Source organism: Kitasatospora sp. NPDC052896 (genome assembly GCF_044547075.1).
Lineage (GTDB): Bacteria > Actinomycetota > Actinomycetes > Streptomycetales > Streptomycetaceae > Kitasatospora.
On record NZ_JBITZU010000042.1, the window covers coordinates 1 to 26395 of the forward strand.

Sequence of the window (26395 nt, forward strand, 5' to 3'; positions counted from 1 at the left end):
GTGGGCGGAAGCCTACGGCTTGCAACGGGCCTGACGGCCCGTTGGGCGGTGCTGACGCACCGCCAGGTGCGGGGGTGACGGCTGCGCCGTCACCGTGCGTGGTGTGGCCCCGGCTGCGCCGGGGCGGGCGGTGCGTGGTTGGGGAGAATTCGCCTGCGGCGAATTCTCGGGCACGTGCGGGCCCGTCAGGGCGAGCGTCGGGCGTCGCTGCGCTCCGCCTATCGGTGGCATTGTCCCGGGCCTACGGCCCGTCAACCTGTCGGCATTCCGTCTCATTCGGCCGATGTTTTCACGGCCCTACGGGCCGGTTTTACTGGCAGCCTTTCCCGGGCTGCGCCCGGGGGTGAGCGTTGACGATGTGACGCGGAATTCGGGTAGCAGCCCCTTGCCCCGATCGGACAGGACGCCGGCGCGGGCCTGCGGCCCCGGGCGTTGACGATGTGTCGTGGACTTCGGGTATCAGTCACAACCTCCTCCTCCCGACCCCTCCCCGATCCCATCCGGTGGGGTGCCCAGGGCCTGGTTTCGCCTTGTGGTTGCTGGGCTGACGGCCCAACCACCACTCCTGAGGGCGGGCCTGCGGCCCCCGTCGCCCAGCTCCTGGACCGCCAGCCCGGGCGTGCCCGCCCGGGCCCCGTGGCGGGCCCTCACGGGAACTCCGCGCGCCGGTCCCTGACGGAACCTCAGCCACACAATCCGCCTGCGGCACCGGGTAGATCTCCGAGCGCTTCCGGCAGCATTTACCGGAGCACCATACGGAGACCTATCATACCCATCCGTGAACGAGCGCTAGAAACGAATAGACCGCCTTGCAGAAACTGCCCGCACCAGCCCTATCCGACTTCACCACCAGGGAGAGTGCGAATTGCAATCCAGCCCATTAACGAAGCGAAACAAAAAGCCACGCGCGGCGCAGCATCGAGAAATCCAATTCGAAAGCGCCACAAAGGGGCCTCCGACCCCCGACGCCGGCACGGAACCCGCCGGGAAAACCGGGAAGCCCGGCCCCGGAGCAATCACCGGAGCCGCGACACTAAATCGAACATCGGGCCAAGACGACGGGCAGGGCAAGACCCGAGACGGCAGGGCAAGCGGGCCCCCGGGCGAGCAGAGGCCCACCGCCCGACGGCAACCAGGGCGCAGCGGCGGGGACAGCGGGGCGGCAGGACGGCCACGCCGGCGCAGCGGAACGGCCTGACGGCCAACCAGGACGGCAGCCAGGGCCCAGCAGCGGGCAGCGAGGCGGCCGGCGAGGACGGCGCCGAGGCGGACGAGCCGGACGGACATCGAAGCTGTGAAGGACCCTGGTCAACGGCCTCGTAGTGCTACAGCACGGCAACGCATGAGCTCAGATCGGCGGTCAGGAAGACCAGGCGCGCGTCTTCGGTGAGATCCACCCGCCCCAGGGCGACCGGGCTGTCACCCGCACGCCGAAGGTCGGGCAGTCCCTGTTCGAAGTCCTTGCAGGTGACGATGCCGTCCTCCGCCATGCACTGGGCCCGCCATGCCCAGATGGCGAAAAGCCGGCTGGCCGGCACCCTCGATTCGGCCCACACCCGAAACGAAGCCCCAGCGCGAAGGGCCAGGGCAACCTGGCCGGCGGCATCAGTCCCATGCCGTTCGAGGGCAGCCATCAGGTCTTCGCGATCCACGACGTGCAGTATGACGCTCCACGGACACCGGCAGCCCCCCGGTCCAGCGACCCATGCCGTCAGGCCCCACCGGAACAAGCACCCGCTCCGCAGCCATGCCCAAGCCACCACAAGAACGCCCCCACGACGGCCGACCGCCGACCAGGACGGCGGCCGGCGCGCAGCAGCAGGCAGCACGGCGGCGGGGCGCAGTAGGACGGCCTGGCGGCCGGCGGCGTCCCGGCCGGCTCGTGCGGCGCGCCCTGTGCCCGCCCTGCGAGCGCCGGGCGGCAAAAGCGGTTGTGGCGCCCGGCGTGGGTGCAGCACAGTGGGCGCATCGCGCCAAACGACCAGGAAGGAGCGCGACCGTGAACACCACCGCCTTCTCGTATCAGCGTTCCTCGAGTCCCCAGACCTACGGGACCTCCTGGTAGCGCGTTCCCCGGCTCATGGCCGGGCCGCCCCGGGGAACGGTCCCCGCCCGGGCGGCCCTTTTTCATGCCGCCCCGCAGTGCCGGATGGTGCAACTGGCAGCACGCCTGAGTCTGGTTCAGGAGATTCGGGGTTCGAATCCTCGTCCGGCAGCGCAGCACAAGGAGGGTTGGCCGAGTGGTAAGGCAGCGGCTTGCTAAGCCGTCGTCGGGGTCGCACCCGCGCGCGTTCGATCCGCGCACCCTCCGCGCAGCACAAGGCAGTTCACTGGAGGAGCCAGCCGACAGGCGGCGCCGGCCCCGGTCTCGAAAACCGTTGGGTGCGCGAGCACCCGTGTGGGTTCGACCCCCACCTCCTCCGCCAAGGGCGTGCTGGGCATGGGAGAGCCCAAAGGCCTGTAAAGCCCCCGCTTCGGCCGTGCCGGTTCGACTCCGGCCCCGCCCACCAACCAACCACCCTGCGAGCAACCCACCAACCGGTCCACTCGCAGGAGCCGCCGATCCCCGCCGATCCCACGACGCCCGGGCCGACGGTGCGCCACGACCACGCCACGGACGACGAGAGCTCCCCCACCCGCCCCGCACCCTCCCCGGCCGTCCCCGCCTAGGTGGCCGCCGCACTGCGCCTGGCGGCCGACCAGGACGCGGTGGCGGGCGGTGAGCCGCAGACCGGCGAACCGCACGCTGCGGAATGACTGCTCTACCGTTGCGAGCCATGTCCTCCGAGAGCAGTCAGCCAGCCTGCCCCGCGTGCGGCCGGCCCCTCACCGGGCTCGCCATGGCTCGCTTCAAGCGGGACGACGACGGCAAACGCACATGCCGCGCTGTCTGGGGCTGCCCCCGAAGCCACGTCTGGTGGCAATGGGCAGACCGTCCCCACGACCCTCTCGAAGTCTGCCCCCACCCCGACCTCTTCACCTGACCACCCACCACCACCCAGGCCCGCCCCACCAGGGCTGAGCGCAACGCCCGCCAGAACGGCGCTCCAGGGCGCAGCAGGCGCCGCCAGGGTGGCGGGCGGGCAGGGGCGCAGCGGCCGGGCCACATCCCGGACCGCGTGGGGTGTGCCAGGGCCGATCGGAGCAGGCGGGGCGGCAAAGCCGCTCTCCGCGGGTCTTTGATGCAATGGGCGCCGTGACGATTCCCTGGACACTTCACCGCACCGAGTTCCGGCGACTGTCAGGGTTGCTCGACCCTGCCGTACCGGTGGCCGCCACTTTGTCGACCTGGGACGCGGGCGAGCCGGAGCTTGCGGTCGAGGATCTCGCCGACCAGCTCTCCGACCACCACACACCACTGCTCCGCGCGGACCGGGCCGCTCTCCTCGAGCTGGCCGAGGCGCTCGGCGTGTCGGCCAGGGCCACGTCCGCGCTCCGCTGGTGCCCCGACCTGGAAGCGGCCGAGGAGTGGTGGTGGGAGGTCGAGAACTCACCCCGCGCCACAGCCATCGCCGGCGAACTCCTCCAGGAGATCGCACCCGGTCACCCGCTCCACGGCATCCCCCTCACCCCCTGGCTGGAGTGCGGGGCCTGCGACGACGTCCTCGTGCGCCTCGACGACGAGAACGCCCGCACCGGCAGGACCCCCTACTGGATCGCCGTCGTCCACCCGACCTGGTCCCGGCACCCCGAAACCCCGCCATGGCCCGCAACCAACATCTACGACCAGGCACTCGACGCCCTCGACCAACTCGAGACCTGCTTCCACACCACCCCGAACAAGGACTGAACCAACCCGAACGAGGGCCAGGCCAGCCCAGCACGACGACAGTCAGGTACCGAACGCCCAGCAGGAACCGCAGGCACGCCGCACCGGACCTGACACCCAGCCAGAACGCCAACCCGTCCACCGCCTACACCCCCACCCCGACGCAGGCGCAGCAGCCAGCCGCCAGTGTGCCGGACAGCGCACGTCAGAGCCCTCCGGCACAGCCTGAAAGCCGACGTCACGGCAGCCAGAACACGGCAGCGGGCGGCAGCCTGGCGACCAAGCCTAGAAACAGGCCCACGGGCCCGAAGGGCGGCGGTCAGCTGTGGTCAGCAACCTAGGAAGCGCTGTCCTGCTCGGGTTCCGGCGTGGCCCGCTGCGCGGGCAGCTTGTCGGCGTTCAGCAGGTCGCCGAAGTGCCCGAATACCCAGTCTTCGACCATCGCCGGGTACGCATCGATCAGGTGCGTGGGCGGCGGCTTGTGAGGCTCCTCGGTCCCAAAGACCCACAACGAGACGATGTTGTCTCCCCGAATCAGGTCTGTCACGGCGTCACGCAGGCGGGATGCACGGGCGAGGATCTGCCGCACGTCCGCGTAGCAGATGTACCCGACGTCGGCGCCCTCGTGCGCGATGAAGTTCCGGGCCTTTCGCGCCTTGTCGAGGACGTCAGTGTCCCACGACCTGGCCCACGACAGGTGGTCACCCAGATCGCGCAGCGTGGGCCCAAGCATCTTGTCCGCCGGGAGCGCCGTGATCGCGTCCTGGAGTGCGACCACCGGATCGGCCTCGAACGCATCCATGAGGTTGCCGATTCGAAGCAAGTACTTGCACTTCGACTCGAACGCGTTGGCCAGGTACAACGCCCGGCCGGCCGACATGAACAGCGCGTCCAGGAGCTCCGGTTCACGCGGCTTCAGGTATCCCAGCGACCAACCCATGCGCCCACGGTAGTGCCGCTGTCCACCAGGTTCACCCGGTCCCCGACCAGCACGCCCGCCCACCAGCGCCACCTGAAGGCCGGCCCCGACCTTGCAGCCCCCGTCAGGACGACGCCCGCGCAATCCCGGCACCCGGCGCCAGAGACTCGAACAAGCCTCCCCAGAATCCTCTCTGGAAATATCAGACAAGAAGTACCGTATGCGATTCTCAGATATTCATCTGTCGCGGCCAGAAACGAAATTCACCCCCGTCAGAGGGTAGGGGGTGATCGCGAGCCACCCCCGCCCTCGACACCTCCGGGTGGACACGCACAGTAGCTACCGGCGAGGCGAGTACTGCCTGCTGACCACCCGAACCGCCGCCAAAATGGTCCAGACAACATACGCAAGCGCGCAAATTTCGGCCTTTAGTGTTTTCAGGTCACACCCACATAGGTCAACTTGCTGACGGGTACGTCGTCCCCATGGCCGACTGGATAGCCCCCATATGCGCACTGCTGGGCGTGGCCCTCGGCATTCTCGCCACCCACCTCGGTGATCAGCGCCGTAGGCAATGGGAGATCAGCAGAAGTGCCTTCGAAGCACGCTTCCGCGCCTACACCGAGTTCCTGACGGCCCTTGAGAACACCGCCCAGGACCTCCTGAGCATCCTCCGCAGCGCAGAGCCGCCGGACCGCCGTCGAGCAGCCGCCCACAACGCCTTCACCGCGCACGACCTCGGCGCCATCCGGCAGCGAATCCATGTCCTCGCACCCCCCGGAATCATCGACGCCACCGACACCGTCTTCCGAGCCCTCAGAAGCCGCATCGAATACGTCGCAACCGCGCACACCGAACCGGCCGACCTAGAACAGCAGAAGGACTACCTCGGCCAGCTACGCGACCGCCTCCACCACCTCATGCGCCAAGACCTCGGCACCTGAGAAGGCCCCGGCCGACGTCGGGTCGAGTCCGGAGTGGCAGTCGCTTTCGCCGCCGTTGCAGGCGCACTTGTGCCCCAGGGCATCGGGAAGCGGTAAATGCGTCGGCGGCTGCACCGCCTCAAGGCCGGGGGCCTGGTCGAAGACATCGCCCTGCCACAGGCCGGGAGGCCCCTGGCCTGGTAGCGGGAGCAGCAACCGCCGGGGCGACCTGCGGTCTACGGCTGGTAGCGGGCCGCGAGCTGGGTGAAGAAGTCATCGAGCAGGATGGATGCGGCTTCGCGGTCAACCAGCTCGGAGCCGCCGAAGCGGTAGACCTCGTACCCGCGTAGTCGCAGGCGGCGGTCCTCAGCGACCATGGCCGCGTACCGGTCAGGGTCAGAGAGTTTGGTCTTCGGGTCGGCGTAGTGCTGGCGCCCGTCCAGCTCGATGACGATCCGGGTCCGGTTGGGAAACAGCAGGAGGAAGTCCATCCGCTGGCGCGGCAAGGTTGGGCCCGCCGGTCCGAGGTCGCGCCGGGTGTAGGGGTCGTAGTGCAGGTACACCTGGGGGATCAAGGCCGGAATGTCTGGCCCAACATCTACGTAGCGCTGGGCGTAGCGGCGCAGGATCAGCTCTTCTGCCTCGTTGTCGGCTGACTTCAGGAGCCGATGGTAGAGGTTTTGGGAGACCTGCTCCTCTGTACTCGCTGCGAGCCCTTCTCGGGCAGCCCACCACTCGGTCAGTTGGCGCCAGGTGAGGCCTGCCGCGTCCAGCGGTTGGTCGTAGTGCAGGCAGTACTGCTCGTTCCCGACGAGCTGGATGTCGTTGTTGATCGCGTCGCTGAGGACCATGCGGTGCTTGGGACCGAGGGCGGCGAAGATCAGGTTTTTGGGTTGGCCCGCCACACCGACCGGACCGACCTGGGCTATCAGCTGTCGCAGTGCGGGGACATCGTGCTCCTCATCGAGGCGGACGGCGAGGGTCACCAGGTCAGCAAGCGGCTTGCCCTGCAGGCGGCGGACCACGTACCCGCGTTTGCTGGAGAACGCGACGTCGTCCGGCGGGGCCGGCGGCTCCAGCCCCATCTCGGTGCAGATCTCCTCGACTGTATCCGCGTTGAAGGCGTCCTTGAAGAAGACCCCGATCGCCTCGCGTAGCACACGCGCCGTGACAGCGGGCATCGACTCGCCTCCTCGATGAAGTTGCCTGAATGATAGGACGACCCAGTGTCAAACGGGCCGCCAATCCCCGGATCCCACTGAGGCGTTGACCGGGACCGCGTCGTCGTACTCGCGCCAGCCGTCCCCGTCGTTGTCATCCCGGGGCGCCGTGTACCGCTGCCCGCCCCAGCACTCCGCCGACAGCTCCGCCACCGCCTCCTGCCGGTTGGCCAGCGCGACCGGTCCGGCGTCGGTGACGACCAGGGCAACCGGCGGGTACCCAGCTCGGGTGTGCCCGGGCCAGGCCCGGCGCCACCAGTACACCATCCGGCCCGCCGGCACCGTGGGTGCCGCGGGGCGCAGCGTCCCCGGGGCGGCGAGACGGCGCACCGCCGGGCAGGCCCCGGGCCGCGCGGGGCCGGCTCGGCGCCAGTCCCCCAGGCAACGGCCGCCGGAGCAACTGGCAACCGACCTGTCCCCCGATCAGGTCGGCCGCCCGCCGGGCTACCTTGCGCCGCTGCTCAGTCGGCGTCGGCGACCGGCTCGTCGGCGGGGCAGGGCGGGGCCGGCTCGTACTGGATGCAGCGGCGCACGGCCCGCGGTGAGGACCGGCCGCCGCCGTGGGTCGTTCCCACGGCGGCGGCCGGTCCCTCTCAGCCCAGCCGGGTCGCCGCGTACGCCTCGATGGCGTCCCGCTGGTACGCGGCCAGCCCCGGCGCGACCGCCTCGTACACCGCGCGCCACTGCTCGTTGTCCACGCAGGAACGCCCCATCGCGCGGAACTCCTCGGGGCCGACGGCGCGCACCTCGATCAACGCCCGGTACTGGGCATCGACCTCGGCCTGGACCGGGCCCGCGTCCGTGGGCGTGCCGGCGGCCATCAGCTCGGCCAGCCGGATCATCTGCGCCGTACGCGCACGCTGCCCCGCCTCGATCTCGGCCTCGCTCATCGCCGAGGTGAGGCGCCGGACCTCCTCGGCATGCTCCGGGAAGTCACGCAGGCTCTCCTCGTACTGGTCGGGCCGGATACCTTCGAACAGGTTCTCCGGGCGGTTGATGCCGGTCATGAATCCACCGTCCTTCCTGGACTGCTCCAGTTCGACGATCGTGCGAGAGACGGTGCCGGCGAGGGCGTCCAGCCGGTCCCGCTCGGCCAGCAGCCGACGCCGGTGACCACGCAGGGCCTCCAACTCGTCGACCTGCTCGGCCAGAACCCGGCCGATCTCGGACAGCCCCATGCCCAGCGCCCGCAGCACGAGGATCTGCTGCAGCCGCAGCAGCTGCGCCTCCTCGTAGTAGCGGTGCCCGTTGCCGCCGATCCAGGCCGGTGCCAACAGACCGATCTCGTCGTAGTGCCGCAGCGTCCGGGCCGTCACACCGGACATGCGCACGACCTCGGCGATCGGCCATGCCATGGCAGCCTCCCTCACGAACATTCCACCGAGGGCTGGTCCTTCCGGCCCTGCTCAGCACGGTAGAAGCTGCCGCAGCGGCAGCTTCAAGCCCTGCGTCCAGACTCTCCCTGTCCAGGCACCTGAGGCCCGCCGCAGGGCACGGGCGTCGAGTCGGTGATCCATACCGTGTCGTGCCGGGGTGGTCTTCGCCCGCCGGCCGGGGTTCACTGGCTTCGGGGGGTTGGGGTGACGGGGATGGGTTGTGGCGGACCGAAGAAGTCGGTCGGCCAGTAGCGGGCGGCCAATCGGGGCTGCGCCTGTTCGCCGGGCGTGGGGGGCCGGAAGTAGTCGTAGCGGCGCGGGACCCGGATCGGCAGGCCCGCAGTGGTCAGTCCCGCCGGCGGATACGGTTCCTGGGGTCCCGGCCAGATGGGGCGGGCGTGCTTGACGTCCACCGGCAGGCCGTGGGTGCGCAGGAAGCTGACGTCCTGCAGCAGGCTCTCGCCCCAGGCAAGGCCCGGCGACAGCGGCATGGTTCTGGCCGTGGCCGCGGAGTCGGGCCCGCCGGGGAAGCTCTGGCCGGGAATGCGACCGCCGGGAATGCGACCGCCGGGGATGGAACCGCCGGGGGCGGGTTCGGCGGGGATGTTGATGCGGATCCGAACCGGGGGACGGCCGGGCGTGTTCGTCTCCGGGGCCCGGTGGGGGGCTCTGGGCGCGGGTGGGCGGAGTTTGGAGGCGCGGGCGCGTTCCCAGGCTTCTTCCCATTGGGTGACCACGCGTGGTGGCAGGCCCAGGGCTTCGGTGAAGGCGGTGACGTGTCGGCGCAGGGGGAGGATTTCGCCGCGCAGGATGGCGCCGAGGCTGCTGCGGGGCAGGCGGTGCTCGCCGTCGGGGGTCAGGCCCGCCAGGCGTTGGAGTTCGGTGTCGGACAGTTGGCCGTACTTGGCGCGTAGTTCGATCATCGCTCGGGAGAGCTGGGCGAAGGTCTCGATGATCTCGGGGTGGACGAGGCGGTGGCTGTAGAGGTCGCCGACGGCCTGGGCGAGGTCTCCGCCCCTGGCCCGGCGGCGCTTCTGCTCGGCCCAGCGTGCCTTGCGCCAGCGTTGCTTGGCCTCGGCCAGGTCGCCCCGGCAGGCCTTGGTGAACTCCTCCACGATCCGCCAGGACGGCACGGTTCGACCGCCCGCTGCCCGGGAGAGCATCGAGGTGCTGTAAGAGGTGATGGTGGCCATCGCCGCGTAGGTGAGTTGGGCGCGCCGGCGCTGCTCGCGCAGCCACAGCGCCAGCGCTTCCAACTGTCGGGTGTCCGCGGCGACGGCGCTCTCGCGCCGTCCCATACCCGGGCTCGGTCAGATACCCGTGGCCGGGATGCCCGGGCGGGCGTCGCGCAGGCCCTTGACGGTGCGGCAAGCCAGGAAGACCACGCCGCCCAGGAACTGCAGGGTGGCGGCCATCGTCTGGCCGCCGATCACCAGGAGGGCGGCGAGGATCATGATGACCACCACGACCGTCACCTCCCCGCCGGTCAGGGCACGCCCGGACGGACGGGCCCGAGCGCGCGGGAAGACGAGGCAGCGGAAGCGGACCGCCGCCCCGCAGAGCTCCCGCCCCGGGCAGCAGCCGGACGATCTCGGGCACGCCGTTCCAAGGCCACGGCCGGCCAGCGTCGCACGGCCCGGGACGGCGGCCGGGCCCGACGAGGCCCCCGCGACGCTGTTCGACGCCGCCGCACCGTGGCCCACGCCGGTGCCAACCCCGGGAAGTCCGGCCCCGGGCGGTGAGGACGACGAGGACGGCCTCGACGACGCCGCTCCCGGCTGGGACGACGCGGACGACCTGGACGACGCGGATGCCGGCTTCGGGCTGTTCGACGCCGCCGAGGAGGCGCAGCAGTGGTGACCCCGACCGCCCGTCAGCCCGCGGCCCAGGCCGGGAGCGCAACGCCCACCACCTGGGAGGAGTGGCGGCGCTTCGTCGACCGCAAACGACCCGCACCGCCCTCCCCCGAGGGGCCCCGGCGCAGCGCCGCCCAGCGCCTGGCCTACCACTCCCGATTCGTCGTCGTCCGCACCCCGGCCCTCGACAAGATCACCACCAGCGTGCGCACCCTCACACTGCTCGGGCGCCACCAGGACGGCACCGCCCGCCCCGGACTGATCGTCACCGGGCCGCCCACCACCGGCAAGAGCACCGCCTTGCAGGAAGTCGGGCGCACCTACGAGCTGCACCAGCGGTCCCTATCCAGCCCGATGCCCGGGCGGGCTCCGGTCGCGTACATCCTGGTGCCGCCCGGAGCGAGCGCCAAGAGCCTGGCCGCCGAGTTCGCCCGCTTCGTCGGCCTACCGGTCGGCCCGCGCATGACCCAGGCCCTGCTCACCGCCACCGTCTGCAGCATGTACACCAGCCTGGGGGTGAGCCTGGTCCTGGTGGACGAGATCCACCGCCTCAACCCCCGCACCACAGGCGGCGCCGAGGCCGCGGACTTCCTCAAAGACCTCTCCGAACGGCTTCCCGCGACGTTCGTGTACGCCGGCGTCGACGTCACCGACACCCCGCTGTTCTCCGGTGTACGCGGCGCCCAGCTCGCCGGGCGCGCCTCGCTGGTCGACTGCGACCCCCTGCCCGCCCGCCACGGCCACCAGACACCCTTCCGTTCCACCGTCGCCGCGTTCGAGAACGCCCTCGACCTCACCGCCCACCGCCCCGGCTCCCTGCGGCGCCTGGCCCCCTACCTGCACGAGCGGACCGCAGGCCGGATCGGCAGCCTCTCCCGCCTCATCCGCGAAGCCGCGATCACCGCCATCGTCGACGGCACCGAGAAGATCACCAAGACCTCCCTCGACGCGATCACCCTCGACCACCTCGCCGAAGAACACCACCGCCCCACCCACCGAACCCGCGCTCGCATCCGGTGAACCCGACCGACCAGTCATGTGCTCAGGCCACCGAGCGTACGCAAGGATGGCCCGAACCAGCACAGTCTGCCCCAGTCACAGGTTGACAGATCACGGCACGATAAACTCTGTTCTTCTAAAACTCGTTCAGCTTGAAGGCTTTCATAATCTGCACTGCCAAGCGATCGGGAAGCGGACGCTCATCATATAGCAACCCGTTGATCTGATGCAGAGAAACCTGAGTCTCCCTCACAATGGCGAGAATTATATTATTCTTTTCCTTTGGAGGCTTCCGTAGAATCCAGGACCGCAGGGCATCCGATTTCTTCAGCGTTTGAGCTTCTCGAATTCGACGATTTGCACCGTTCTTCAATCCTTCTCGATCCCACCCCGAATGCCCTAGCGAAAGGATCTCAAGCCTTCCAATTTCGCGCTCCACCTTGGGCACCTCGCCCGGATGGGCCATGGCCAGTAGCTGAAGCCATTTGGTCACGTCGGCAAAATTATCCACACCGCATGCCTGAAGATAGGAAACCAGCAGCAGAACATTGACCGGCCTCGCTCCGGATATGGCCGCAGCAATCGCCGAGTGCGAATATCTGGAGCCTCGAGCGACCTCACGAAGAGAGAGGGACCTGTACTGTCGGAGCGATTCCATGGAGAGTCGAAGGTCAAGAGACGAAGAGGCCCGGTGCGGCGGCGTCATGCTCCCGGTTCGCTGCCAGCGCTTCCAGGTCTTGCCCCACGAGGCTCTGCGCCTGGTCTCCGCAGTGAGATCGTCTAACGGAATAGCAGCATGATTGTTCTTATATCTGATATCCCTGCTCGCCTCCTCCCATCTCCGACGCCACTCCTCAATTTCGCCGCCACATGCCTCGACATAGGCCTTAGTCGTGCGCCATGTCGGAAATCTCATTCCCCCGGCTGCTCCAGATAGCGAGGCGACCGATGCGTCACACATCTGCGACATCTCAGACAGCGTGAAATTCCCCGCATTCTGACGCAGGACGCGCAGGGCCGCAGCAAACTCAACAACTTTTGGATCCGCCCCGTCAGACGGCAAAGGAACTGTCGGCCTACCCACTTCTCTCCCCAGGGAAGCAAAGACTGCGGGGCTCCTCATGAATGGAGCCCCGCGTCATCCGACGGCTAGGCCAAGCGGCGGCGCAAGTCGGCCGCAAGGAGGCCGGCTGCTGCAGCCGCCTGAACGGCTGCAGCGATCGTCCAACCCTTGAGCAGGAGCGCCAGGATGAAGACGATCAGCAGGAGAGCGGAGATCGGCGCGGCTTCGCGCCGAGGAACAGTTCGCCTCTTGCGAGACATATGCACCTCTTGAATCTTTGGAGCAGCAATGTGCTGCAGGTTGATCCGGACCGTGCCTAGGCAGCTGGGCGGTTGGCGCCATCCAGCGGCAGCATCATCGTCCCCGACTCGCCGACGGCCTGTCCATTCGCACTGTACAGAAGGTGAAAAACCAGAAGGCGGTTATTCACAATCTGGACACACCATCCGGGGGTCCGAGCTGAAAAATCCTGATCTCAAGAAAAAGCGCAGGTCAGCGCATCGTTTTTCAGTCCTTGTCTTCTGCTGTACACATGACAGGCAGCTCCGCTGCCAGGGCGGGCACCATCTCTGCAATGATGAGGAAGCCGCTCTCTTGCGAGTGGCAGCTTGATCGTTTGGCACCTCAGTCTCTGATCCGGACCGTTGCCTCGCACAAGCACGGGAACGCCTGTTGGCGCAGGCTGAACCACGAGGGGCCGATCAACCATCGGTCCCTCTCCGTCTATCTGGTGCACCCCCCATACGACCCATGACGCCAGGGCGATGCCGAGGGCACCTCGTACCGTCGCTGCGAGTGGCGTCCAGCCGCTCGCTAACGTGGCTGACCATGCCGACATGCTCGCGCCTCGCGAAATCAACGGGGCTGCCTTGCCGCAGGGAAGCAGCGGAATGGCCCGGACCCTACGACGGCCTCCCTCCCGCAGTCGCGGCCTGCCACGCCCACATGACCCAGAGAGAATGGACAGCCTGCCTAGAGGCTCGCAAACGCCAATCCGCAGAGCTACAGGCACACTGGGCAGCGCAGCGAGCCGAACGCGAGGCTTCGGACGAAGCAGCCACTCCTCGACCGTTCCAACCAGTGCGGCAGCCCTGCATAAACCAGTGCGTCTCGCAGGAACAAGCGTGGGGTCGCGACTCAGACAGCGCGTCGTGCCTGTGCGCCCACTGCGATGGCTACGTCTGCCTGTCATGTGGCACCACTGAAGTCGACGGCCTCCTCGAGTTCTGCGCCCCCTGCTCCGCCCGAGAGGAGCTCAGCTACAACGACTACTGGGACAACCACCGGTGGGATACCCCTCCAGAGGACTGGATTCCACCAAGAGATGAGCTGTCCCACCTGGTCAACAAACTCGTCGCCATGACCGGGAGGACACATCGCGAGGTCAACGGGCGGATCAACCGGGCAGCGGGCGTGACCACGCGGTCAGGGGCAGACGACCAGGTGCTATATCGCGCAGTTGACGCTGCGCGCGTCTGGCTTCACCAAATCGCCAGATCAGCTGCTCCACCACCCGAACGCTGAATGCGCCATCAGCCCGCGCGTTGCAGACCGCCGCCGACACCGAAGACGTCATCGAAGCGATGAGCCTGACGGGTGCTCACCAGGTAGTAGGAGCCGCCGGGGTGCTGATGCCCGTAGCCGCTGTAGGAAGCCATCCACGCCGGCCCACCCGCATACCGGGCTCTCAACCAAACTGCGGAAAGTCCCACCACTTCTCATGCCATCGGAAACTTCTCAACCAACCACACAAACACCCAGGCCACACGGCCAGGACGACCAGCCAGCAACACCCATACAACCGGCACCCACCCCCGAACACGAGCCCAACCCCACCCCGCGCCCCTCAATCAACCAGCAAACCCCCACCTCACCAACAAGATCAACCAGCGAATCACCGATACGCCACACCACAGCACCAACAGGTCACATCCTGCGGCCCAAGCGGGCCGTACTCAGCGCCGGTCCGGACCGCGGGACTGGGGCGCAAGGACGGCCGTCGGGCGGTGCGTGTGGCCGGTCTGGGAGACTGGGGCCGGGCGCCGGTGCGGGCGTGTGGCAAGGGGGGATGACAGCCGATGAGTGGTGACGATCGATCAGCGGACGGCTGGGCTGCCCTGCCCCTGGCTCGGATCGCCGAGGTCGAGGGATTCCTCGACCTCATCACGCGGTGGGCGCGGGACCGGGACGACATCGTCGGTCTACTCCTGGTCGGTTCCTACGCCCGCGACGCCGCACGGCCCGACTCCGATGTCGATGTCGTCCTGCTCACCACCGACGAGTCCCGCTACCTCGACAACCCCGTCTGGGCCCGGGAGCTCGGCCTCGGCGACCTGCTCCGTGCCCAGGCGTGGGGACCGATCACCGAACGGCGGCACGTCACGGACTCGGGCCTGGAAGTCGAGATCGGCATCGGCTCCCCCGCCTGGGCCACCACCGAACCAGTCGATGCGGGCACCCACCGCGTGGTGACCGACGGCGCCCGCCTGCTGTACGACCCGACAGGCCTCCTCGCCGGCCTCCTCACCGCCTGCCAGACCCCGCAGTAGCCACCGCGACCACACCGACCGGGCACCAGACCGGTTCCCGTTCCGGCACCACAGGTCACACCTGCCGGTCCCGCACCGGGTAGAGCCTCGCGTGCAACACCCGGGCCTCCCACCACGGATCATCCGGGCGGACACCAGCGCGGTCACCAGCTCCCGCTTGGTCGGGGCGGGCAGCACCAGCGGGCCCAGCTCCTCTACCCCCCCGGTCGGCGGCGCACTGCGGGCACTCCAACCGGTCCGGACCGGCCTTCTCCCGCAGCTCCAGCTCCGAGCCCGCCTTCCCCCCGATCGAGCCAGTGCACGTCCAGCACGGGCGCAGCGCGGCGTTCGCCGCACGGGCGGCTTCCTCGATGCTTCGGCAACAGGCCGGCTCGGGTGGCGGATGCTCGGCATACCGCAGCATCTTGTACTCCTGGGCGAACCCGGCGGGCGCGACCGGATCCCCGGCAGAGTCGCTCAACCCGGGTTGCAGTCAGCGCACAGGGTGGTAGTCGGCCTTGCCTCCAGCCTCCGAAGGCCGATCGCGGTGCCGCATGAGTTGCAGTACCCGTAATGATCCTTGTCGAGAGCGAAGAGTGCTTCGTCGATCTTCTCGATCAGTTTCCTTTCCCTGTCCCGCGTGCGCAGTTTCAGCTCGCTCTCCTCCTGTTGCGTCGCCTCATCGGACGCGTTGGGGACGCCGGCTTCCGACAACACCTGATCGCGCTGTTGAAGTAGAAGACGCCGGAAGTGATCCTTCTGGGTGGAGCTCATGTAGTCCGCACTGTCCGTGTCCGTCCGCTGTATAGCCCATGGATGGCCGGCCCGACGGAGCATCTGGACGACAGTTGCGTTCCCTGCTGTGCTCTGCAGTCCGAGAAGTCCATAGGGCTGCGTCCCACTCCCAGGCGCCGCAGGGCGGTGGTTCTGGTGGACGCGGCCGTGGCCGGCGTTGGGCTCGTTGTCCTTGGCGAAAGCGCGCATAGGTCCGGTCCTCACGTGGCGGGTCGGCTTACTCTGTGTTTGGTGTCTTGTCGGCAGCCAAATGCGCTCGTGCAGCTTGTGTATTCGCACGGTTACCGCCGTCGGTGCGTCACTCGGTAAGCGCGGCGGCCGGGGTGCGAACGACCGAAAAACTCGATCCTGGCGACGGCCACCTACTTGTCGCCGCAACGGCCGTCCTCCGCCGGCCCTGGTCGAGGGTGGGGGAGAGCCTCCAGGCGTGCTCGCTTGGCCCCGGCGGCGGCCATCGCCATGTCCTCCTGGCGCTCGTGGAGCTGCCCCAGTACGGACATGACTGCCTCCGCTGCCGTGGACGTGCCGTGGTCGGCGCCGTCGTGCGCCCTGCAGTTTCCAGGATTATCCAGCGTGTCGCCAGTACGGAACATGATCAGCGTCCGACCGTCATGGGCCTGTAAGAAATGACGGGTGGTGCGCCGACACGGGGCGGATATGGCGGCGTGCGCAGAAAGACGCTCGGCCGCCCCACCGCGCTCGACCCGGAGCAGGCGGCGAAGGTGATCGGGGCGTTCGGCGAAGGCGCCGCCGTCAAGGCGTTCGTCCGCCGCCACCAGGTCGGCCCGAAGACGATCCGCCGGGTCCTGGACGCCGGCGGCGCCCGCGAGCTGCCCGAGTTGCTCGACGTACTCCCGGACCTGGCCACCGAGCAGCAGTCGGCGCCGGCGGTGTGGTTGGTGCGGTGGTACTGGTCATACACCCGGCGACCCCACCCAGCCGCCGCGTCTCTCCTCCCCTCGCCGCGCAGCGGACAACCCTTCACGCCGCCGCAGGCGGGATCTGGCGCGTTGTCCAGGACGCCGACCCCATCGACCTGGACCTCGACCCCGACCCCGCCTACACCTGGCTGGCCCCACGCTCGTTGTCCTTCTACGAAATGCCCGCCGCCTTCACGCCGACCATGGTCCGCGGCCTGCGGCTGGAACCCGGCCTGTACCCGCGTAGACCCTCGTTCCCGCCCATTCCCCTGCTCAGCTTCATTACCGCCAACCGCCGCTGGATCGACGACCACCAACCCGCCAGCCCACCCACCGACGGCATCCGCTACGAACCCGTCACCGAACTTCCCTGGCCACCACCGACACTCACCCCCCCGGGGGTGCGGCCGGGGCCTAGTCGCGCTCACCCAGTACCACGCCCACACCGGGACGGTGACCGTCCCCAGGGAGCACGCAGAAGAACTGGAGACGGGCGGCCCGGAAGGCGCCATCGCCGCGCCAAGCTCACCCAGGACCTTTCCGCACTCGGACTCGACTGGCGCTGACAACACCCTTGGGTGTCGGTGGGAGCGGGGCGCACGGTCATGGCGCTGGGCCGACCGGAGGCGTGGGAGAGACGGAAGGAGACCCGTTGTCCTTCTTCCAGGGTCCGGTAGCCCTCCATCTCAATCGCGCTGTAGTGGACGAAAACGTCCGGGCCGCCGCCGTCCATGGCGATGAATCCGAAGCCCTTTTCGGCGTTGTACCACTTCACGGTTCCAGTCATGGGCCGGTTGGAGTGGGGCAGCGCCGTGCCGCCCTCGTCCCGGTCCTGCCGCCCGCTCGGCGGCTGACCCGCCTTCACGCCGAGGGCCTGGCCGAGTTCGTGACCCTGCCGCAGGCCGGCCGGGCGAAGGCCTGGCACCTCACCGCGGCCGGCTGCACCGTCGCCGCCACCTTCCCCGAGGCCCGCCGCCCGACCGCCCAGACGCTGGACGGCGAGCAGCTCGCCGTGCGGCACGGGCGCGAGCACCTGCTCGACGTCGGCCGGATCCACTCTGCCTTCGTCGCCGACGCCCGGGAGCGCGGTGAGGCATGCGGCCCGCTCGACCTCCTGCCCACTCCGGCGCTGCCGGTCGAGGGCGGAGGGGCGTACCGGCCCGCCGCCGAGCTCGCGTACACCGCCGGCACCGGCGATGAGCGGCACCGGCTGCGGGCGTTCGTCGAACGCCACCGCCCCGGGGCCGGCGCCGAGGAGACCGCGGCGCAGCTGGCGGCCTGCGCCGCCCTGTGGGAGCAGGCGGGCGACGACGGCCGGGGCCGGGCATGGGAGCGCCACTGGCGAGCGTTCCCGCAGCTGCTGGTGGTCCTGGTCGGCACGGCGGCCGCCGGGGTGCGCGGCGCGGTGGCGGACCTGCGGCTGGCCGCCGAGGAGAACCCGGCCGTGGCCGAGCTTCTGGCCGCCGTCCCGGCCGGCGCCGCCCGGATCGAGGACCTCATCCAGCGCGGCCCGTCCGCACCCATCTGGCACCCGCTCAGCGGCAGCGGGCGGGCGTGCGGGTGGACGGAGCTGTAGGCGGCGAGCGGGAGCCGCTGGGCGGCCTGCCGCCGGCCTTCCTCCTCGCTCCTCCTCCTGGCCGGTGGCGCCGCGAAGCGGGGCCGCCGGGCCACCGCGCAGCGGACAACCCGTCACGCCGTCGGCGCGCAGCATCAGGTGGCCGGGATCTTGTCTCCGCTCCTGCTCTGCGCGCCGACTCTCCTGCTCTTCTTCCCCTTCGGCGTTCCGGTGCCCGACTTCACCCAGCACCCGCCGAGGTGCCCAGGGAGAAGTAGTCGGCGCCCGCCGACCTATGGACAACGGGCGCTGAGCTACGCAAACCCGCTTCCGGCGGCACCGCCTGACGCAACCCCGAGTAGCAAGCCCAAGAAGCATCCCCGAGTAGCAACCGCAGAGGCAACCTCAGAAGCAACCCGCGCCGGGCCAGCTGCGGTCTGTGTGACTGTGCACGGTAGATGGCTACTTTCCAGGGTTGATGGCCACAGTTTTCACGCTATCTGGCCAGCCTGAGCAGGCTGGTTGGCCACGGCTCATGTCACTGGTTGTCCGCCGTGTGCTGCCGACCGCCCTGCTGGCCGGTTCCCTGGGACCAGCAGGCGGCCTGCTGCTGGTCAGTCCCGACGGGCGCCCTTGATGATCCGGCCGATGACAGCTGTGGCCCGCTCCGGGCGTTCTTCCAGCCACCTGCCGAGGTGTTGCTGGACGGCCCCTTCGACGCAGACTCGCACGGCGGCGTTGCCCAGCACGCCCCGGGTGGGGCCTTCGAACTCGGGATCGTCCAGCTTCACTGACACAACCGCCGTCAGGCCCTCGCCGATTCGATCGCCGTCAAGGTTGGGGTCCGCCGTTGTCAGCAGTCGCTGTTCCCGTGCGTACGCGGTGACTGCGGCCGCCACTCCGTCGCGGAAGCCGCGCTCGTGGGTGCCACCGATGGTGGGTCGACTGTTGGCGAAGCTCCGAAGCCGTTCCTCTGGGGAGTCACGCCAACGGAGGGCGACCTCCACCGTTCCGGCCATTCGCGGGTCCTCCCGCTCGAAACCGATGATGTGCGGATGAAGGGGCGTCTCTTCCTGCTCGTCGAGGAGGGCCACGAAGTCCCGCGCGCCGCCCGGGCACCGGAACCGTGCCGACCGGGACTCGCCCGGACCGCGCTGGTCGGTCAGAGAGATCTCCAAGCCCTTGTTCAGCAGAGCCAGCTCCCGGAAGCGCTCGGCCAAGCCGTCGAACGAGAACCCCGCAGCCCCGAAGATGTCGGCATCTGGCCAGAAGGTGATGGTGGTCCCGCTTCCGGTCGAGGTGCCCGCCTCTGCAAGCGCAGTGACGGCCACGCCACGCGCGTACCCCTGGACCCACCGGGCTCCCCCGCGCCGCACTTCGGCCGCCATCCGGCTCGACAGGGCGTTGACGACGAAGGGCCCCACCACGCGGAAGCCGAGCGTCACGTCGTGGCGGCCTCCGGTCCCCGCCCCGGTCTGAAAGCAGGTCAGCAAAGCTTCGAGGCCGGAAATGCCGCTGGCTCCCGATTCGTCGATACGAGCTCCCCGCCCGTCGTCGGCGACACGCACGCCGCCGTCGGGTGTGAGAGTGACGTCGACGCAGCTGGCGTGGCCGGCGAGGACCTCGTTCACGGCCCGGTCGGCGACCTCGAAGACCATGTGGAGCAGACCGCGTTCACCGGTCGAGCCGATGTACATCCCGGGCCGCTTCCGGATGGCCTCCCACCCTTCCAACACCTGTATCTGGCTGGCGTCGTACTCCCTGGCTTCCCCGCTCATGATGTCCCCTCCGATGCTGTCCGGCAGAACTCCTCACCATAGGCGAATCCCTGGAAAACACCAGGTCAGGCTATGTTTGCCGAGTCCACAGACGGGCAGGTGAAAGCCCGTCCGGAGGCAGTCGACCCCGGGGTCGCGAACTGGCGCCGGACTTCCGCCACGGGCCCGGCGAAGCCGCGTACGACGCCATTCCCACCGGCACCGAGGCCACCAATTTCGTGAATTTGCGCGTCGCCCAGGAGTTCGCCGCCGCAGCACCACCACAGAACTGGTCCGGTCCGCCTCCGAGCCCCTACATGGGTCAACGGTGGGCGAGGATCGCAGTCTGGAGGGGGATCGGGGTGCCCAGCCCGGCGGATGCTGTAGCTGACCTTCCGGCTGACGTATCGCGCCTCGGCGGCCAGCGGTCCGAGTGCCGCCGAGGCGATGGCCTCGTCCGGGCGGCGGAGAAGGCGGTCGGCCATCTCGAACACGGCCACCGCGGCCAGCGGCGTGGCCGGCGGGTCGCTGTAGAACGTGGTCGCGCTGGCCTGCTTGCCCGGAACGGCGGACCGTTCTGCGTAGTCGAGCTGCCGCCGGCGGGCCTCCTTGCCCGGTGCCTGGGCCAGCTCTGGGGTGGCCGCGCGGGTCCCCGTCTCGGGCCATGCCATGAAGATCGGGCCGTCACTGCGGCGAGCGCGATAGCTGGCCACTTTGCAGGCTTGCTGGCCAACCTCTTCCCGGCTTGTTGGCCAGCCTCCAGTGGTCCTGCCGGGTGGCGGAGCCGAGGTGCGTGATCGTCAGTTTTCGGTGTTGAGCTGAACGTGTTCGATGTCTTCGTTCAGGAAGACGGTCAGGTCTTGGGCTTCGGCGCGGACAGCTTCTTGTTCTGCGGTGGAGAGGGGGCGCAGGGGGGTGATGCGGAGTTGGTGGTTGCGCACGGTCCAGGTGGCGGCGACGCGGCCGTCGACGAGGACGGCGCGGTGTCCCGCGACGGACAGACCGAGGTGGGCGTCGTCGATGATGCGGCTGCGGTCGTGGTAGCCGAGGATCGCGTTGTCGAAGGCCGGAAGGAACCGGACGGGCGCGGGTGTGTCGGGGTGGGGACGGGGCGCGTCGGGCAGGTCGAGGAGTTCCCGGCCGCGTTCGTCGCGGAAGGCGACGAGTTCCTCGCGCACTGCTCTGATGGCAGCGGGGAGGCCGGCGAGGCCGCACCAGGAGCGGAGGTCCGCGCTGGCTGCGGGGCCGTAGGCGGCGAGGTAGCGGCGTACCAGTTGCTGCCCGACCGGATCGTTGTCAGCGGTGGGCTCGGGGTCGGTGTCCCGGCCCAGCCAGGTGGCCAGTGGCAGATTGCGCACTCCGGCCTTGCGTTGCCACAGGCCGCGGGGCGGTAGCTGGGCCATGGGGATGAGGGCCGCGACGAGCAGCTCTCCCAGGGCGCGGCGTGGTGGGCCGTGCCAGCGGTCTTCGAGAGCACGGACGAGCTCGCTCATGGTGCGGGGCTGCTGGTCGGCCATGACCGCGCGGCCGACCGCGGCGAGCTCGTCCGGATCGACATCGGCGAGTTCGCGCCGGTAGGTGCCAAGGACCCGCTGGCGCAGCATGGTGTCGTGACGGGGCCGCCAGGCGAGTGCGTCGGCAGCGGTGACGAGGTGGACGGTGCGTCGCATCAGGTGCGTGCGCACCACCTGGCGTTCCGTCAGCGCTTCGTCGAGTTGCTCGGGCTTGAAGCCGGTCAGGCGGGACCACAGGCCGATGAACGGCTCTTGGGGCTCTTGCGCCTGCAAGCCGCACAGCTGCGCCACCGCCCGCGGCACGGATGTGGCGCTGCGCTCGAGCAGGTACTGGCGGGTGAGGGTCGCACGGTTGAGGGCACGTACGTCGAGGACGGTCATGACGTTCTCAGGCTGCGGCTCGCTCGTGGGCCGGGCGGCGGGACGCGGCTGGTCGGCCGCGTCGAGTGCCCGGTGGATCATGCTTCTCGCAGTCGTCGCGGTCCGAGGGGCTCATGGTGCCGGACACGGTGGTGCCCAGGCACTGGGTGGTGACGCCGGTGCGTCCCGGCCGCGGTGTCCGCATGGTGACCCTCTTCCTGTCGCTTGTCCGCCTGCTCGGTTCCTGCGTGTGCGGGCCGCTGCGGCCGCGCGGCCGCAGCGGCCTGGATGCGCCTTCGTGTCAGGCCGGCTGGATCAGCCGCTGTACGGGGCGGTGACGTCCAGCACCCAGGTGATGCCGAACCGGTCGGTGAGCATTCCGTACAGCGGTGCCCACTGCACGGGCGCCAGTGGACGCACGATCGTCGAGCCCCGGGCGAGCCCGTTCCACAGTGCGCTGATCTCCTCGGTGTCCTCACCTCGCACGGAGACGAAGAAGGGGTTCTCGCCCTGGTGCCACGGCAGCTGGGAGGGTACGTCGTAGGCCATGACGTGGAATCCGTTGCCGCCGACCACCTCGCCCCACATCACCCAGTCCGCCTCGTTCTCGTCCTGCACGTTGCCCGCCTGCTTGTAGGTGACGGCGACGGTGCGTCCGCCGAAGACGGACTGGTAGAAGTCCAGCGCCCCGCGCGCGGCGCCCCGGAAGTTCAGGTGGGTGGTGGTCGTGACGGACATGGCCCGCTCCTTGCCTTGATGGGACGAAAGGTGCGCCGCTGCACTGCCCGAACCCACGGCGCGGCAACCGTGACCGGGGGCGGTGGCTCCCCGGGCGGCTCGGCAGCCACGATGCCAGGGGTACCGGACAGGTTGTGTCCTGTACTGCAGGCACAATGCGGGACGTGCAGAAGACATCCTCGCGACTGCTCTCGCTGCTCTCGCTGCTCCAGACCCGCCGCGACTGGTCCGGCGAGGACCTCGCCGAGCGCCTCGACATCTCCCCGCGCACCGTGCGCCGCGACATCGACCGTCTGCGCGAACTCGGCTACCCGATCCTGACCTTCAAAGGGCCGGCCGGCGGCTACCGCCTCGACGCCGGCACCCGCATGCCGCCCCTGCTGTTCGACGACGGCCAGGCCGTCGCCCTGGCGGTGGCGCTGCAGACCGCGGCCGGCACCGCAGTGGCCGAGGACGCCGCGCGCGCCCTGGCCACCGTTCGCCAGGTCATGCCGCCCCACCTGCGCCGACGCATCGACCTGCTGCACATCACCGTGGTCCGGCCGCCCCAGGACCTCGCCCCGGCCCGGGTCGACGGACAGGTCCTCGTGGACCTGGGCCGTACCATCCGTGCCTGCGAGGAACTGCGCTTCGACTACGTCAGCGACCCGAACACCGCGGTCGCACAGCGCCGACGCGTCCAGCCGCACCACCTGGCCGCCTGGCACGACCGCTGGTACCTCCTCGCCTGGGACCTCGACCGCGAGGACTGGCGCACATTCCGCGCCGACCGCATCCGCCCCCACACCCCCACGGGCCCCCGCTTCGTTGCGCGCGACATCCCCGGAGGCAACGTCTCCGACTTCATCACCAGCCGGTTCCGCGGCAGCCACGGCACCACCGCCGAGTGGCCGTGCCGCGGCGAAGTCATCCTCCACCTGCCCGCCACCGACGTCGCCCCCTTCGCCCACGACGGAACCGTCGAACACATCGGCAGCGACCGCTGCCGACTCGCCCTCGGCTCATGGTCATGGACTGCACTCGCCGCCGCCATCGGCCGCTTCGACACCGACATCGAAGTCATCGGCCCACCCGAGCTGGCAACCGCATTCGCAGACCTTGCCACCCGCTACACCCACGCCGCACACACCACACGGCCAGACACCGGCTCTACACGGTGAGCACAAGGAGCAGCCATTCCACCCAGCCCCACCCTGGCAGAGCCGGCCGCGGCGGCCACCGCCACCCGAACACGCCCGCCATCCCCGCCCCCGCCGCCCGGTGCCCGGGAGGCCCACCCTGGTCAGAAGCAACCAGGCCAAGTAGCGGGAAAACTCTGGTCATCTACGGCGCACAGTCACAGCCTGCGCGGGAGGTCAGCGCCACCGGTAGGACGTGGTGGTCATCGCCGGGAGCAGCACCGGGCCGCCCGTCTCGGTGTCGGGCCGCACGGCCTGGTCGAGGACGGCGCCGACGTCCGGGTACAGGTGGAGGCCGGCCGCGTCGGCCACCGGCAGCCACACCACCGGCGCCTGGCCGGGGTCGTCCTGCTCGACCAGGGCGACGGCCTCCACCAGGTGGTCGGGCAGGTGGGCGGTGAAGACCAGGTGCTGGCGCCGGAACGGCGTGGTCTCGCCCGGCCGCTCGGTCTCCTGCTCCTGGACGAAGCGGAGCACCGGCGGGTCGGGCAGCACCGCCAGGTCGAGGCCGAGCTCCTCGAGCAGCTCCCGGCGCAGCGCGTCGGCCGGGTCCTCGCCGTCCTCGACCAGGCCGCCGGGCAGCGAGTGCTGGAGGCCGGCTTCCCGCTGGCGGCGGATCAGGCAGACGCGGCCGTCGTGGACCAGCACCGCGCACACCCGCACCCGGACCGGCCCGGCCACCATGCTGGCGGTCACTGCCGGGCCCAGGCCGGGCAGGCCGGCTCGTGCCAGGTGGTGCGGACGACCACCCCGCCCGGGGTCAGGTGCTCGCTGGCCCAGGTCCGGCAGCACCCGGCGCCGCCCGGCCGGGCCGGGGCCGACGGCCATCCGGCGCGGACCGGGGAAGCGGGCGCGGACGCGGTGGGCGCGGCCGGACGGCGGCTCCGACGGCGGGGGTGCCTGGTGATGGGTGTCGTCATGTCGCAGGCTCTGCCCACCGCGCTGCCGAGCCGAACCCCACCGCCACCCGGACGGCGTACCGCAGTCCGCTCTAACCGGCCTCTGACCTGCGACGACACCCGAAACTCACCGGGTTCGAGGCGAAACTCACCAGCGGCCCGGGGGCTGTCTCCGATGTAGTCGCCAACTACGAGCACCTCATCAGCGAGCCGGATCTTCGCCCGGTGCAGATCGTCGAGTTGAACCTTCAGCACCTCGGCCTCGACAGGATCGGGCCAAAGTTCGTGCGGCGACTTCATGTCACAGCCCGGTTTGACGACAATCCTTCCGGCTTTGGTCTCCCGCAGATCGGCCTCGTTCATCTCGGTCATGAAGCGGGTGGAGCCGCAGATCACGACGATACGCGGGAGGCTCAACAGCTTCTTCGCGTCGGCGAGCTTCTCCTCGGGGGTGAGCAGTTGCGGGTATGACACTGGTTCCTCCTGGTGATGTGGTCCGAGGGGTTCCTGCGGAGACGAGAACGGCCGGGCGGCCGGAGTGCTGCTCACGTGCGGGTCAACGAGCGCGGGTCGGCAGCGGTGCGGCGCCTTCGATCAGGCCCTGGTCCAGGGCGCGGCGCACGAGCAGGGCGGCGTGGTCGGCGGTGCCGCAGAACAGCGGGCGCTCGGGGCCGTCGACGTCCTCGAGGAAGCCGCCGTCGACGAGCGGGGCCCATCCGTCGGTGCCGCCCAGGCCGTGTTCGACCCAGCCGAGCGCGCGGCCGCAGTGGCGGACCTCGACCACGCCCGGGTGCCAGCTCCAGCCAGCCAGGTCCCAGCCCGGTCCGAGCAGCACGGCGACGTCGCGGACTAGGGCCTGTGTGATGTTGTGATCAGTTGGGCGGCTGCACGAGGTCGTCGATCCAGATCATCGAGGCGCGGAGGTGGAGGCCTGCGAGGTAGCTCTCGGGTGTTTTGTCGAACCGGGTGGCGATGCCCCGCCAGCCCTCAGTTTGTTGATCAGGCGCTCGACGGTGTTCCGTTCTTTGTAGAGGTCGGTGTCGTGGCCGACGGGCCGTCCGCCCTTGCTGCCCTTCCGTTTCCGGCTGGCAGCTTGGTCCTTCTTCTCCGGGATGACAGCCTTGATACCGCGTTTGCGCAGGTAGGCGCGGTTGGCGCGGGACGAGTAGGCCTTGTCCGCGGCGACCGCGCTGGGGCGAGTGCGGGGTCGCCCGACTGGCAGGCGCACGCGCACCTTGGCGAGGACGGGGACGAACTGCGGGCTGTCGCCGGCCTGCCCCGCGGTCAGGACAAGCGCCAATGGACGGCACCGGCGGTCGGCGGCGAGATGGACCTTGCTGCTCAGCCCGCCCCGCGACCTGCCGAGCAGGGCCTCCTTCAGGCGGAGTCCGCGTCGCAGTCGGATGCGTCTGCGCTCGTCCTGTCCGTTCTGTTCCTGCGACTCGCCCCCTTTTGTCGGGCTGTCTCCTGCTCGCGCGCTGCCTCCTCCAGGGCCTGCATGAGGTCCTCGTCGACGAGCATCCCAGCGGCGTCGTGGTGGGCGCGGACGGTCGTGGAGTCGACGCTGACCAGTGACAGGTCCGTCTTCCCCTCGCGGGCGGCCTCGGCGATCAGGCCTTCGAGCAGGGCGCTGAACACCCCGGCGTCCCGCCAGACCCGGAACCGGCCGAAGACCGTCGACCAGGGCCCGAACTCCTCGGGCATCTCCCGCCACTGGGCACTGGAACGGAAGCGCCAGATCACCCCCTCGAACTGGTCACGACGCCGTTCGGGGAAGGGCCCGAACCTGCCGATCGGCAGATAGGGCTCGATCAAACTCCACTGCTCGTCCGTAAGTTGCCTGCGCGTCACGTCCAACAGTCCTACCGGGTTCTGCCCCCAGGCGAGGCAGAACCCGAAGATTGATCACAACATCACACAGGCCCTAGGTGCAATGCTGGTGACTTTGGCTCGCTTGTCTCGTTGGTTGTGGTGTGGCGAGGGTGGGGCAGGTCAAGAAGTCACCTGCGGGTGAGCGGTTGTCGGA

The 26395-nt window shown here is 69.5% G+C and carries 24 protein-coding genes, 3 tRNA genes and 3 pseudogenes; 10 read left to right on the forward strand and 20 right to left on the reverse strand.

Going from position 1 to position 26395, the window contains the following annotated elements:
- Positions 1-1325: 1325 nt before the first annotated feature.
- The gene (locus ACIGXM_RS35980) at positions 1326-1652 is read right to left on the reverse strand and encodes a hypothetical protein (RefSeq protein ID WP_396568334.1); all 327 of its coding nucleotides are present in this window, start codon (positions 1650-1652) and stop codon (positions 1326-1328) included.
- 491 nt (positions 1653-2143) lie between these two features.
- Between ACIGXM_RS35980 and ACIGXM_RS35985 the strand changes: the two genes are divergently transcribed.
- The 4 genes from ACIGXM_RS35985 (at position 2144) to ACIGXM_RS36000 (ending at position 3790) form a co-directional block, all read left to right on the forward strand.
- Positions 2144-2216, forward strand: a tRNA-Gln gene (locus ACIGXM_RS35985).
- A 10-nt stretch (positions 2217-2226) separates the two neighbouring features.
- Positions 2227-2311 (forward strand) — tRNA-Ser (locus tag ACIGXM_RS35990).
- Between the two features lie 21 nt (positions 2312-2332).
- Positions 2333-2426: transfer RNA gene (locus ACIGXM_RS35995), tRNA-Ser, on the forward strand.
- Between the two features lie 842 nt (positions 2427-3268).
- Positions 3269-3790, forward strand: coding sequence for a hypothetical protein (locus tag ACIGXM_RS36000; RefSeq protein ID WP_396568335.1), 522 nt, complete (start codon positions 3269-3271; stop codon positions 3788-3790).
- Positions 3791-4106: 316 nt separating this feature from the next.
- Here ACIGXM_RS36000 and ACIGXM_RS36005 read toward each other — a convergent pair whose 3' ends face one another.
- Positions 4107-4709, reverse strand: coding sequence for a hypothetical protein (locus tag ACIGXM_RS36005; protein WP_396568336.1), 603 nt, complete (start codon positions 4707-4709; stop codon positions 4107-4109).
- A gap of 464 nt (positions 4710-5173) precedes the next feature.
- On the opposite strand from ACIGXM_RS36005, the gene ACIGXM_RS36010 reads away from it, so the two are divergent.
- The gene (locus tag ACIGXM_RS36010) at positions 5174-5632 is read left to right on the forward strand and encodes a hypothetical protein (RefSeq protein ID WP_396568337.1); all 459 of its coding nucleotides are present in this window, start codon (positions 5174-5176) and stop codon (positions 5630-5632) included.
- 215 nt (positions 5633-5847) lie between these two features.
- Here the strand turns inward: ACIGXM_RS36010 and ACIGXM_RS36015 are convergent, their stop codons facing one another.
- From ACIGXM_RS36015 to ACIGXM_RS36035, 5 genes are all read right to left on the reverse strand, one after another.
- Positions 5848-6792 (reverse strand): hypothetical protein, encoded by a 945-nt coding sequence (locus tag ACIGXM_RS36015; RefSeq protein WP_396568338.1) that lies wholly within the window; start codon positions 6790-6792, stop codon positions 5848-5850.
- Positions 6793-6840: 48 nt separating this feature from the next.
- A complete protein-coding gene (locus tag ACIGXM_RS36020) occupies positions 6841-7161 on the reverse strand; it encodes a hypothetical protein (RefSeq protein WP_396568339.1) in 321 nt (106 codons plus the stop codon).
- Positions 7162-7424: 263 nt separating this feature from the next.
- A complete protein-coding gene (locus tag ACIGXM_RS36025; RefSeq protein WP_396568340.1) occupies positions 7425-8186 on the reverse strand; it encodes a MerR family transcriptional regulator in 762 nt (253 codons plus the stop codon).
- A 203-nt stretch (positions 8187-8389) separates the two neighbouring features.
- Positions 8390-9505, reverse strand: a complete 1116-nt coding sequence (locus ACIGXM_RS36030; protein ID WP_396568341.1) for a helix-turn-helix domain-containing protein — start codon at positions 9503-9505, stop codon at positions 8390-8392.
- A gap of 12 nt (positions 9506-9517) precedes the next feature.
- Positions 9518-9673, reverse strand: a complete 156-nt coding sequence (locus ACIGXM_RS36035; protein ID WP_396568342.1) for a hypothetical protein — start codon at positions 9671-9673, stop codon at positions 9518-9520.
- Here ACIGXM_RS36035 and ACIGXM_RS36040 point away from each other — a divergent pair.
- Positions 9663-10067: a hypothetical protein gene (locus ACIGXM_RS36040; RefSeq protein WP_396568343.1), complete on the forward strand. Its 405-nt coding sequence runs from the start codon at positions 9663-9665 to the stop codon at positions 10065-10067. The genes ACIGXM_RS36035 and ACIGXM_RS36040 overlap by 11 nt on opposite strands.
- Positions 10061-11083: an AAA family ATPase gene (locus ACIGXM_RS36045; RefSeq protein ID WP_396568344.1), complete on the forward strand. Its 1023-nt coding sequence runs from the start codon at positions 10061-10063 to the stop codon at positions 11081-11083. Before ACIGXM_RS36040 ends, ACIGXM_RS36045 begins: the two co-directional genes overlap by 7 nt.
- A 115-nt stretch (positions 11084-11198) precedes the next feature.
- Here the strand turns inward: ACIGXM_RS36045 and ACIGXM_RS36050 are convergent, their stop codons facing one another.
- Entirely contained in the window at positions 11199-12032 is an 834-nt protein-coding gene (locus ACIGXM_RS36050) for a hypothetical protein (RefSeq protein ID WP_396568345.1), read from the reverse strand.
- 1625 nt (positions 12033-13657) lie between these two features.
- Positions 13658-13783 carry a hypothetical protein gene (locus ACIGXM_RS36055; RefSeq protein ID WP_396568346.1) on the reverse strand — a complete coding sequence of 42 codons (126 nt, stop codon included), beginning with the start codon at positions 13781-13783 and terminating at the stop codon, positions 13658-13660.
- A 420-nt stretch (positions 13784-14203) separates the two neighbouring features.
- On the opposite strand from ACIGXM_RS36055, the gene ACIGXM_RS36060 reads away from it, so the two are divergent.
- Complete coding sequence (locus tag ACIGXM_RS36060; protein ID WP_396568347.1) at positions 14204-14674, forward strand: nucleotidyltransferase domain-containing protein; 471 nt, start codon at positions 14204-14206, stop codon at positions 14672-14674.
- 456 nt (positions 14675-15130) lie between these two features.
- On the opposite strand, the gene ACIGXM_RS36065 is transcribed toward ACIGXM_RS36060, so the two are convergent.
- The 3 genes and pseudogenes from ACIGXM_RS36065 to ACIGXM_RS36075 all read right to left on the reverse strand — a co-directional run.
- Positions 15131-15427: a TraR/DksA C4-type zinc finger protein gene (locus tag ACIGXM_RS36065; protein WP_396568348.1), complete on the reverse strand. Its 297-nt coding sequence runs from the start codon at positions 15425-15427 to the stop codon at positions 15131-15133.
- Positions 15428-15810: 383 nt separating this feature from the next.
- Positions 15811-15948, reverse strand: a complete 138-nt coding sequence (locus ACIGXM_RS36070) for a hypothetical protein (protein ID WP_396568349.1) — start codon at positions 15946-15948, stop codon at positions 15811-15813.
- Between the two features lie 1009 nt (positions 15949-16957).
- A pseudogene (locus tag ACIGXM_RS36075) lies at positions 16958-17155 on the reverse strand (cold shock domain-containing protein); the annotation flags it as partial.
- 12 nt (positions 17156-17167) lie between these two features.
- Between ACIGXM_RS36075 and ACIGXM_RS36080 the strand changes: the two are divergent.
- Positions 17168-17944 carry a hypothetical protein gene (locus ACIGXM_RS36080; RefSeq protein ID WP_396568350.1) on the forward strand — a complete coding sequence of 259 codons (777 nt, stop codon included), beginning with the start codon at positions 17168-17170 and terminating at the stop codon, positions 17942-17944.
- Between the two features lie 593 nt (positions 17945-18537).
- Here the strand turns inward: ACIGXM_RS36080 and ACIGXM_RS36085 are convergent.
- From ACIGXM_RS36085 to ACIGXM_RS36100, 4 genes are all read right to left on the reverse strand, one after another.
- Positions 18538-19701 (reverse strand): ATP-binding protein, encoded by a 1164-nt coding sequence (locus ACIGXM_RS36085; RefSeq protein ID WP_396568351.1) that lies wholly within the window; start codon positions 19699-19701, stop codon positions 18538-18540.
- 65 nt (positions 19702-19766) lie between these two features.
- Positions 19767-20393 carry a hypothetical protein gene (locus tag ACIGXM_RS36090; protein ID WP_396568352.1) on the reverse strand — a complete coding sequence of 209 codons (627 nt, stop codon included), beginning with the start codon at positions 20391-20393 and terminating at the stop codon, positions 19767-19769.
- Positions 20394-20480: 87 nt separating this feature from the next.
- Positions 20481-21575, reverse strand: coding sequence for a winged helix DNA-binding domain-containing protein (locus ACIGXM_RS36095; protein WP_396568353.1), 1095 nt, complete (start codon positions 21573-21575; stop codon positions 20481-20483).
- A 294-nt stretch (positions 21576-21869) separates the two neighbouring features.
- On the reverse strand, positions 21870-22292 hold the full coding sequence (locus ACIGXM_RS36100; RefSeq protein ID WP_396568354.1) for a VOC family protein: 423 nt from the start codon (positions 22290-22292) through the stop codon (positions 21870-21872).
- Positions 22293-22456: 164 nt separating this feature from the next.
- On the opposite strand from ACIGXM_RS36100, the gene ACIGXM_RS36105 reads away from it, so the two are divergent.
- Positions 22457-23452 carry a helix-turn-helix transcriptional regulator gene (locus ACIGXM_RS36105; RefSeq protein WP_396568355.1) on the forward strand — a complete coding sequence of 332 codons (996 nt, stop codon included), beginning with the start codon at positions 22457-22459 and terminating at the stop codon, positions 23450-23452.
- A 195-nt stretch (positions 23453-23647) separates the two neighbouring features.
- Here ACIGXM_RS36105 and ACIGXM_RS36110 read toward each other — a convergent pair whose 3' ends face one another.
- From ACIGXM_RS36110 to ACIGXM_RS36125, 4 genes and pseudogenes are all read right to left on the reverse strand, one after another.
- Entirely contained in the window at positions 23648-24166 is a 519-nt protein-coding gene (locus ACIGXM_RS36110) for an NUDIX domain-containing protein (protein WP_396568356.1), read from the reverse strand.
- A 359-nt stretch (positions 24167-24525) separates the two neighbouring features.
- Positions 24526-24843, reverse strand: a pseudogene (locus tag ACIGXM_RS36115) (hypothetical protein); the annotation flags it as partial.
- An 82-nt stretch (positions 24844-24925) separates the two neighbouring features.
- Positions 24926-25204, reverse strand: coding sequence for a hypothetical protein (locus ACIGXM_RS36120; RefSeq protein WP_396568357.1), 279 nt, complete (start codon positions 25202-25204; stop codon positions 24926-24928).
- A 37-nt stretch (positions 25205-25241) separates the two neighbouring features.
- Positions 25242-26220, reverse strand: a pseudogene (locus ACIGXM_RS36125) (IS5 family transposase).
- Positions 26221-26395: the final 175 nt, after the last annotated feature.

Coding starts and splice junctions, on each gene's coding strand:
- ACIGXM_RS36005 (WP_396568336.1), bottom strand. CDS start 4,709: ATGGGTTGGTCGCTGGGATACCTGAAGCCGCGTGAACCGGAGCTCCTG.
- ACIGXM_RS36010 (WP_396568337.1), top strand. CDS start 5,174: ATGGCCGACTGGATAGCCCCCATATGCGCACTGCTGGGCGTGGCCCTC.
- ACIGXM_RS36015 (WP_396568338.1), bottom strand. CDS start 6,792: ATGCCCGCTGTCACGGCGCGTGTGCTACGCGAGGCGATCGGGGTCTTC.
- ACIGXM_RS36025 (WP_396568340.1), bottom strand. CDS start 8,186: ATGGCATGGCCGATCGCCGAGGTCGTGCGCATGTCCGGTGTGACGGCC.
- ACIGXM_RS36030 (WP_396568341.1), bottom strand. CDS start 9,505: ATGGGACGGCGCGAGAGCGCCGTCGCCGCGGACACCCGACAGTTGGAA.
- ACIGXM_RS36040 (WP_396568343.1), top strand. CDS start 9,663: ATGACCACCACGACCGTCACCTCCCCGCCGGTCAGGGCACGCCCGGAC.
- ACIGXM_RS36050 (WP_396568345.1), bottom strand. CDS start 12,032: ATGTCGCAGATGTGTGACGCATCGGTCGCCTCGCTATCTGGAGCAGCC.
- ACIGXM_RS36055 (WP_396568346.1), bottom strand. CDS start 13,783: ATGGCTTCCTACAGCGGCTACGGGCATCAGCACCCCGGCGGCTCCTAC.
- ACIGXM_RS36060 (WP_396568347.1), top strand. CDS start 14,204: ATGAGTGGTGACGATCGATCAGCGGACGGCTGGGCTGCCCTGCCCCTG.
- ACIGXM_RS36065 (WP_396568348.1), bottom strand. CDS start 15,427: ATGAGCTCCACCCAGAAGGATCACTTCCGGCGTCTTCTACTTCAACAG.
- ACIGXM_RS36070 (WP_396568349.1), bottom strand. CDS start 15,948: ATGTCCGTACTGGGGCAGCTCCACGAGCGCCAGGAGGACATGGCGATG.
- ACIGXM_RS36085 (WP_396568351.1), bottom strand. CDS start 19,701: ATGAGCGGGGAAGCCAGGGAGTACGACGCCAGCCAGATACAGGTGTTG.
- ACIGXM_RS36095 (WP_396568353.1), bottom strand. CDS start 21,575: ATGACCGTCCTCGACGTACGTGCCCTCAACCGTGCGACCCTCACCCGC.
- ACIGXM_RS36100 (WP_396568354.1), bottom strand. CDS start 22,292: ATGTCCGTCACGACCACCACCCACCTGAACTTCCGGGGCGCCGCGCGC.